The sequence below is a fragment of the Pseudomonas sp. NDM genome (assembly GCF_003105095.1).
GTDB lineage: Bacteria > Pseudomonadota > Gammaproteobacteria > Pseudomonadales > Pseudomonadaceae > Aquipseudomonas > Aquipseudomonas moraviensis_A.
In genome coordinates this window covers 1-8,089 of sequence record NZ_QETJ01000194.1, presented here as the reverse complement: position 1 = coordinate 8,089, position 8,089 = coordinate 1, and the positions used below count along the sequence as shown (strand labels likewise).

Annotated in this window: 6 protein-coding genes; 4 read left to right on the top strand and 2 right to left on the bottom strand. The window is 59.8% G+C overall.

What is annotated here, in order from left to right; translation table 11 throughout:
* Positions 1-84: 84 nt before the first annotated feature.
* Positions 85-969, bottom strand: a complete 885-nt coding sequence (locus DCO47_RS24015; RefSeq protein ID WP_116659066.1) for a LysR family transcriptional regulator — start codon at positions 967-969, stop codon at positions 85-87.
* Between the two features lie 133 nt (positions 970-1,102).
* On the opposite strand from DCO47_RS24015, the gene DCO47_RS24010 reads away from it, so the two are divergent.
* A complete protein-coding gene (locus DCO47_RS24010; protein ID WP_116659065.1) occupies positions 1,103-2,755 on the top strand; it encodes a GMC family oxidoreductase in 1,653 nt (550 codons plus the stop codon).
* 129 nt (positions 2,756-2,884) lie between these two features.
* Positions 2,885-4,507 carry an MFS transporter gene (locus tag DCO47_RS24005; RefSeq protein ID WP_116659064.1) on the top strand — a complete coding sequence of 541 codons (1,623 nt, stop codon included), beginning with the start codon at positions 2,885-2,887 and terminating at the stop codon, positions 4,505-4,507.
* 57 nt (positions 4,508-4,564) lie between these two features.
* On the opposite strand, the gene DCO47_RS24000 is transcribed toward DCO47_RS24005, so the two are convergent.
* The gene (locus DCO47_RS24000; RefSeq protein WP_042609386.1) at positions 4,565-4,927 is read right to left on the bottom strand and encodes a DUF427 domain-containing protein; all 363 of its coding nucleotides are present in this window, start codon (positions 4,925-4,927) and stop codon (positions 4,565-4,567) included.
* 192 nt (positions 4,928-5,119) lie between these two features.
* Here DCO47_RS24000 and DCO47_RS23995 point away from each other — a divergent pair, with 192 nt between their 5' ends.
* Positions 5,120-7,063, top strand: coding sequence for a DNA topoisomerase III (locus DCO47_RS23995; RefSeq protein ID WP_116659063.1), 1,944 nt, complete (start codon positions 5,120-5,122; stop codon positions 7,061-7,063).
* A gap of 543 nt (positions 7,064-7,606) precedes the next feature.
* Entirely contained in the window at positions 7,607-7,936 is a 330-nt protein-coding gene (locus DCO47_RS23990; RefSeq protein WP_042609383.1) for a hypothetical protein, read from the top strand.
* Positions 7,937-8,089 lie beyond the last annotated feature (153 nt).

The following is an 8,089-nucleotide window of genomic DNA, read 5'->3' as shown; positions in this document are numbered from 1 at the left end:
CGGTGTATGAGTCAAAGCTAGCTTCACAGATACACCGCTATCGCGAGCAGGCTCACTCCTACAGGAGATTTGTGTGATGCAGGACTAACCGCGCAATAGACCCTGCTCTGCTTCGCACAATCCCACCACATAATCCCAGACCACCCGCAGCCGCACCGATTTGTGCAACTCCCGCCGCGTGCTGATCCAGTAGCTGCGCTCGATGCTTTCATCCGGCAGCAGCGCCACCAGATCCGGGTCGGACGCGGCCATGTAACACGGCAGCACGGCGATGCCCAATCCCGAGCGCGCCGCTTCCTGCTGAGCGATGACGCTGGTGCTGTGAAACACCACGCGCGGGCCGCGGCAGAAGCTGTTGAGGAACATCAGTTCCTGGCTGAACAACAGATCGTCGACGTAGCCGATCCACGCGTGTCGACCCAGATCTTCGCGGCTGTGCAGCGGCGGTGCCTTGTCGAGGTAGCTTTGGCTGGCGTAAAGCGCCAACCGATAATCAGTGAGTTTGCGCGTGACCAGCATGTCAGCGGACGGTCGTTCGAGGTGGATGCTGATTTCCGCTTCACGGTTGAGGATGCTGACGAAGCGCGGCACCGCGACCAGTTCCACCTCAAGGCCGGGGTAGCGCTCGAACAGACCGATCATGCGACTGGCAAGAAATTTGATGCCGAGGCCTTCGGTGACGCCAACGCGGATCTTGCCCAGCGGCGCCGTGGACTGGGTAATTTCCTCCTGCGCCAGCAGCGCGACATTTTCCATCGCTTCGGCGTGCTTGAGCAGCGCCTCCCCCGCCGGGGTCATTTCATAGCCTTGGGCATGCTGAACGAACAGCGCAGTGCCGAGGCTTTTCTCGATCGATTCGATATGCCGTGCCACGGTGGCGTGGGTGGTGTTGAGCCGGCGCGCGGCGGTGAGCAAGCGGCCGCTGCGTTGCAATTCGAGAAAAAAACGCAGGTCGTTCCAGTCGAACATGGCGGGTCCTTGTCGGCTATCGTCGCTGAACGCTGTTTGAAAACGCACAGCGGCTGCGTAAAAACTAACATTCTTTTAACGAAAGCTAACAACTAGAGTGTCCGACAATAAAAACAAAAAGCGAGGTCAGGGCATGCAGACGTCCCTCGATGAATTCGACTACATCGTGGTCGGCGCCGGCCCCGCCGGGTGCCTGCTGGCCAACCGGCTATCCGCAGACCCTCAGCATCGGGTGTTGCTGCTCGAAGCCGGCGGACGCGACAACTACGCCTGGATTCACATTCCTGTGGGTTACCTGTTCTGCATCGGTAATCCGCGCACCGACTGGTGCTTCAAAACCGAAGAGCAACCGGGTCTCAATGGCCGTGCGCTGAGTTATCCGCGCGGCAAGGTGCTGGGCGGCTGTTCATCGATCAACGGCATGATCTACATGCGCGGCCAGGCCAGCGACTATGACGGTTGGGCGGCGGCCGGCAATCCGGGCTGGGCGTGGAAGGATGTGCTGCCGCTGTTCAAGCAGAGCGAAAACCACTTCGCCGGCGGCGCTGAATTTCACGGCGATCAGGGTGAATGGCGGGTCGAGCAACAGCGCCTGTCATGGCCGATTCTGGATGCCTTTCGCAGCGCTGCCGAGCAAAGGGGCATCGCCAGCATCAATGACTTCAACCAGGGCGACAACGAAGGCTGCGGCTACTTTCAGGTCAACCAGAGAGCCGGGGTGCGCTGGAACGCGGCCAAGGCCTTTTTGAAACCGCTGCGAGGCCGGGCGAACCTGACTGTGCTGACCGGTGTAGAAGTTGATCGTGTCTTGCTGGAGGATGGCCGCGCGACGAAAGTCAGCACGCGTCATGAGGGCCAGATCAAACGATTCAAGGCGCGCAAGGAGATTGTCCTGTGCGCGGGTTCGATCGGCTCACCGAGTATTCTGCAGCGCTCCGGGATCGGTCCGCGGCCGCTGCTCGAGCGTTTGGGTATCGGCGTGATTCATGAGCTGCCGGGGGTTGGCGGCAACCTGCAGGATCACCTGCAACTGCGCCTGATCTACAAGCTGGAAAACGCCCGAACCCTGAACCAGATCGCCGGCAGCGTGTGGGGCAGGATGGGCATGGGTCTGCGTTATCTGTACGACCGCAGCGGCCCGCTGTCGATGGCGCCGAGTCAGTTGGGCGCGTTTGCGCGATCCGGTCCCGAGCAGACTTCGGCGAACCTGCAATATCACGTGCAACCGCTGTCGCTGGAGCGCTTTGGCGAACCGTTGCACAGTTTCCCGGCGTTCACCGCTTCGGTGTGCGACCTGCGCCCGCAGAGCCGTGGGCGCGTCGAGATTCGCTCGGCCGATGCACAAGCGGCGCCGCTGATTCAGCCCAATTACCTCAGCCATCCGCAAGACCTGCGTGTCGCCGCCGATGCGATTCGCCTGACCCGACGCATCGTCAGCGCCCCTGCCCTGCAGGCCTTCAAACCGCTGGAATACCTGCCCGGCGCCAACCTGCAAAGCGAAGAACAACTGCACGAAGCGGCAGCGAAAATCGGCACGACGATTTTCCATCCGGTCGGCACGTGCCGCATGGGCAACGACGGCGATGCGGTAGTCGATGCGCAACTGCGCGTGCACGGCGTGCCGGGGTTGCGGGTTGCCGACGCCTCGATCATGCCGAAAATCACCTCGGGCAACACCTGTTCGCCTACGCTGATGATTGCCGAGAAGGCGGCACAACTCATGCTCAAACGTAATGTTGTAAACACCGACCCTGTAGGAGTGAGCCTGCTCGCGATGACGGAGTAACATTCGACATTTTCGTTGGCTGACACACCGCCATCGCGAGCAGGCTCACTCCTACAAGGGACCGCGTTTGATTCAAGGACATCGAGCACCAGTGGAACAACAAAAACAATCACTGTGAGGGATACCGATATGTCAGACCACGCTCAGCCGCTGGACGCTGCGGGCAGCGCCGAGACCAGCAACGCAACGCAGAAAGTCATCTTCGCCTCATCACTCGGGACAGTGTTCGAGTGGTATGACTTCTTCCTCTACGGCGCCCTCGCGGCGGTGATCAGCAAGCAGTTTTTTGCCGGGGTCAACGACACCACGGCGTTCATCTTCGCGCTGATGGCGTTCGCCGCCGGTTTCATTGTGCGGCCGTTCGGCGCGTTGGTGTTCGGCCGATTGGGCGACATGATCGGGCGCAAATACACCTTTCTCGCAACGATCATTCTGATGGGTGTGGCGACGTTCTGCGTGGGCCTGCTGCCGACTTACGCCAGCATCGGCATCGCCGCACCGATCATTCTGGTGGTGCTGCGCATGCTCCAGGGCTTGGCGCTCGGTGGGGAGTATGGCGGTGCGGCAACTTACGTGGCCGAGCACGCGCCGATCGGCAAACGCGGTTTCCACACCAGTTGGATTCAATCCACCGCCACCCTTGGCCTGTTGCTGTCGCTGCTGGTGGTGCTCGGTTGCCGCTATTTTACCGGCGATCAGTTTGAGGTGTGGGGGTGGCGCATTCCGTTCCTGCTGTCGATCGTGCTGCTGGGCATTTCCACCTGGATTCGCCTGAGTCTGCACGAGTCGCCGGCCTACCTGAAAATGAAGGAAGAAGGCAAAACCTCAAAGGCGCCGATCCGCGAATCGTTCGGCAAATGGGAAAACCTCAAAGTCGTGCTGATCGCCCTGTTCAGCATCAACGCCGGGCAAGCGGTGACGTTCTACGCCGCGCAGTTCTACGTGCTGTTCTTCCTCACCCAATTCCTGAAAATGGACCCGGCGGTGGCCAACAGTCTGTTGATCATCAGCGTGGTGATCGGCGCGCCGTTCTTCATCTTTTTCGGCTGGCTGTCGGACAAGGTCGGGCGCAAACCGGTGCTGATGCTCGGCCTGCTGCTGGCGACGGCGCTGTACTTTCCGATCTTCAAATCCCTGGCCCACTACGCCAACCCCGCGATCGATCTGGCCAGCCGCCAGGCACCGATTACCGTCCTCGCCGATCCGGCCACTTGCACCTTCCAGTTCGATCCAGTGGGCAAGGCCAAATTCGACAGCCCGTGCGACAAGGTGAAAACCTTCCTGGTCAAACAGGGCCTGCCCTACACCAGCGTCGCTGCGCCTGCGGGTAGCGCCGTGCAAGTGAGTGTCGGCGACGTGAAACTGGACGGTTTCGATGAGGCGGCACTGCGCGGCGCAATCACCCTCGGCGGTTATCCGCAACAGGCCGATATGCAGCAGATCAACAAACCGATGATCGTCGCCCTGATCGTTGCGCTGATCATCATCTCGGCCATGTGCTACGGCCCGCTGGCGGCGCTGATGGTCGAACTGTTCCCGACGCGCATTCGCTACACCTCCATGTCGCTGCCGTATCACATCGGCAACGGCTGGTTTGGTGGCTTCCTGCCCACCGTGTCGTTTGCGCTGGTGGTGTATACCGGGGACATTTTCTATGGGCTGTGGTATCCGGTGCTGATCACCGGAGTGAGTCTGGTGGTGGGAATGATCTGCTTGCGTGAGACGAAGAATATCGATCTCGACAAGAACTGAACCCTGGACAACGCTGTTTCTGTGGCGAGTGAGCTTGCTGCCTCGCCACAGTTATATTCAGACATCTCCTTTGATCACTTCGAATTTCACCTGGTCCGGATAAAACGCCACGTAGTCGCGGATCGGTGCGACGGAGACCTTTGGATTTTCGTACGTCCATACCGCGTTCGCGCCCTCATGTCCGGGCACCTGAAGGCTGAAGTAATTGGCGTCGCCCTTGTATGGGCAATAGCTGGTGTGGTCGGTGCGGGCGAAATATTTCTCGTCGATGTCTTCGCGGGGAATGTAGTAGACCGGCGGGTAGTTGGCCTCCTGGAGGATCAGCGCGTGGGAGGACGCAGCGACCTGGATGCCGTGGAATTTCACCAGCAGGCAGCCCGGCAGTTGTTCGAGGCTGATTACGGGACTGGGGCTTTTCATGAGGTTCTCCTGAACACAGCGAAGAGACCGGTTCAGGTATAGCTGATGGGCCCGGGCCCGGCTGGCCGTGCAGCCGAACGGTACAAACCTTCAGCAACGCTTTATCTGTATATCCATACAGATAAAAGTTGCCGCGGCCGCAAACTCCGGCCATCCTGTGCCCACTCCACACACCAACCAGCGATGGCAGATATGCGGCTGTACCTCTGTGAAAAACCTTCCCAGGCCAAAGACATTGCGGCCGTGCTCGGCGCCAGGCGTCGTGGCGACGGCTGCTGGCTGGGGACAGACGTCACAGTGACCTGGTGCATCGGCCACTTGCTCGAAACCGCGCCGCCGGACGCCTACGACGCGCGCTACAAACGCTGGGTGCTGGCAGATCTGCCGATCATTCCGGACAAGTGGAAAATGACCGTCAAGCCGCGCACTGCCAGCCAGTACAAAGCGGTGAAGCGCCTGCTCGGCGAGGCCAGCGAACTGATCATTGCCACCGACGCCGACCGTGAGGGCGAGATGATCGCCCGGGAACTGGTCGAACACTGCCGCTATCGCGGGCCGATCCGCCGCTTGTGGCTGTCGGCACTCGACGAGGCGTCGATTCGCAAGGCGCTGGCAGCGCTGAAGCCGGGAGCCGAAACGTTCAGCCTGTATCACTCGGCGCTGGGACGTTCGCGGGCGGACTGGCTGATCGGCATGAACATGAGTCGACTGTTCACCCTGCTCGGGCGTCAATCCGGTTATCAGGGCGTGTTGCCGGTAGGTCGAGTACAGACGCCGACCCTGCGACTGGTAGTCGACCGCGACCGCAGCATCGCCGACTTCGTGCCGGTGCCGTTCTGGGCGATCGACGTGGAACTGCTGCACGACGGCACAGCGTTTACCGCGCAATGGCGCGCGCCATCGGACGTTTGTGATGATCAGGATCGCTGCCTGAATCAGGCGTTGGCGCAACAGGCAGCAGCGGCGATCAACAGTGCCGCCAGCGCCCAAGTCATCAAGCTGAAAACCGAGCGCATGCGCGAAGTGGCGCCCCTGCCCTTCGACCTCGGCACCTTGCAGGAAGTCTGCTCGAAGAAGCTCGGCCTCGGCGCCCAGGAAACCCTCGATATTGCCCAAGCGCTCTATGAAACCTACAAAGTCATCACCTACCCGCGCAGTGATTGCGGCTTCCTCCCCCTGAGCCAGCACAGCGAGGCACCGGCAATTCTCGCAGCGTTGCGTCAAGCCGATCCGAGCCTTGAAGCCTTGCAGGGTTTTCTCGAACCACAGCGGCGCTCGCGGGCGTGGAATGATGCCAAAGTCAGCGCTCACCACGGCATCATCCCCACCATCGCCGCGAAGAACCTCGAACGTCTGACCGGCAAACATCGCGCGGTGTACACGCTGATTCGCGCGCGCTACCTGGCGCAGTTCCTGCCCAATCACGAATACGATCGCACCCAGGCCGATTTCGATTGCAACGGGCAGGCGTTACGCGCAGTGGGCAAGCAGATCATCGAACCGGGCTGGAAGCGCGCACTGCCCGAGGCATTGGCGCCAGCGAAAGGCCGCGAAGCGCCCGCGCCGCAAACCTTGCCGGCCCTGAGCCAGGGCGTCGAATGCGCGGTGTCGCGGGTAAATCTCAAGGATCTGTGGACGCAACCACCCAAACCCTACACCGAAGGCGATCTGATCAAGGCCATGAAGAACGTTGCCAAACTGGTCGAGGATCCGCTGCTCAAACAAAAACTCAAGGACACCACCGGCATCGGCACCGAAGCCACCCGCGCGTCGATCATCCAAGGCTTGCTTGATCGCGGGTATCTGGTGAAGAACGGCAAGGCACTGGCGGCGACACCTGCCGCGTTCAGCCTGATCGACGCGGTGCCACGCGCAATCGCCGATCCTGGCACCACAGCGATCTGGGAGCAGGCGCTCGATATGGTGCAAAGCGGCGAGATGAGTCTGGAAGAATTCGTCACCAAACAGGCTGCGTGGATGAGCAAGCAAGTCACCCGCTGCTCTGCCCTCAGTCTGACCATCAGCGGCCCGCCTCCCGCCGGCAAAGCCGCAGCGCCGTGGAAGAAAAAACGCAAATCCACTGCCAGCAAAACCACTGGCACGCGTAAACGCACGGCGCGGCCCGCGACCCGCTGAATCCATCGCCGGTCCTGTCTCTACGTTGCTTGAACGGTTGTTTTCTCATTCCAAAATGGCTTTGTCCAACAATATGTAGTGCTTGAAAATAATCACTACAAAACCGTTGACGGCATCGTTTTGCTTTTGCATGATGAAGACGTTCCCCGATCGGGAGCGCTGGTTACACGCTTGAGCAAACTCGTCTGACCGCCGAGTTGTTTTTTCCGGATACACGCTGCCCACAAGGCAGATTGAAGAAGCTGACCTGGCCTGAACGTCCAGTACAAGGACGAGAAGCGCTGGCGAAAATTCTCAAGACGCTTGTGGCCGACACTGGATATGTCGTCAAGGAGCCTCCCGGTTTTCGCTGCTTCTCCTCGTTGTGACGCTATTGCGTAGCAGTTATTCAACACGACTACATGCAACAGATGCACGACCCCGTACTCCACACGGGCGAGCGCTGACGTCCTGGTTTCGGTGCCAGGGATCAACTAACCGATGGGCTACCTGTATTAGCGAATCAACTTTGAAAGATCACCAGACTGGTCAAGGGGCATAACAATGAATCTGAACAATCAACCCACCATCGAAGAACTGGCTCGTATGTTCGCGGCGCAGAAAGACAGCCACGACAGCCATATTCTCTGGATCAGCAAATCGGGCCAGGTGCACATCGACTGCCTGTCGCCCCACGCTGGCGAAGAAGAATTCGACCGCAACCACCAGAACCTGCTGGCCCGCCTGAAGATGTACCGCCGCGGCCATGGTTATGTCGGCAAGAAGGCTGCGGCCGACAAGGACTTCATTGGCAATGTACTGCAGACGCTGAAACAGGCGTGGGACTCGATGCAGAACAACAATGAAGTTCGGGTGATTGATCGGTTTTATTGAGTTGTAGATTATTTGACTAAAGGGCCTGCTTCCGATTTGGAGCAGGCCCTTTTTTACATCCCGAATTCAGCGCATAGCCCTGTAGGAGTGAGCCTGCTCGCGATAGCGGTTATTCAGACACGCCTATCTAACTGACGCACCGCTATCGCGAGC

Excerpts from the sequence above, each read along its gene's own strand:
- DCO47_RS24015 (WP_116659066.1), bottom strand. The coding sequence starts at position 969 with ATGTTCGACTGGAACGACCTGCGTTTTTTTCTCGAATTGCAACGCAGC.
- DCO47_RS24010 (WP_116659065.1), top strand. The coding sequence starts at position 1,103 with ATGCAGACGTCCCTCGATGAATTCGACTACATCGTGGTCGGCGCCGGC.
- DCO47_RS24005 (WP_116659064.1), top strand. The coding sequence starts at position 2,885 with ATGTCAGACCACGCTCAGCCGCTGGACGCTGCGGGCAGCGCCGAGACC.
- DCO47_RS24000 (WP_042609386.1), bottom strand. The coding sequence starts at position 4,927 with ATGAAAAGCCCCAGTCCCGTAATCAGCCTCGAACAACTGCCGGGCTGC.
- DCO47_RS23990 (WP_042609383.1), top strand. The coding sequence starts at position 7,607 with ATGAATCTGAACAATCAACCCACCATCGAAGAACTGGCTCGTATGTTC.
- DCO47_RS23995 (WP_116659063.1), top strand. The coding sequence starts at position 5,120 with ATGCGGCTGTACCTCTGTGAAAAACCTTCCCAGGCCAAAGACATTGCG.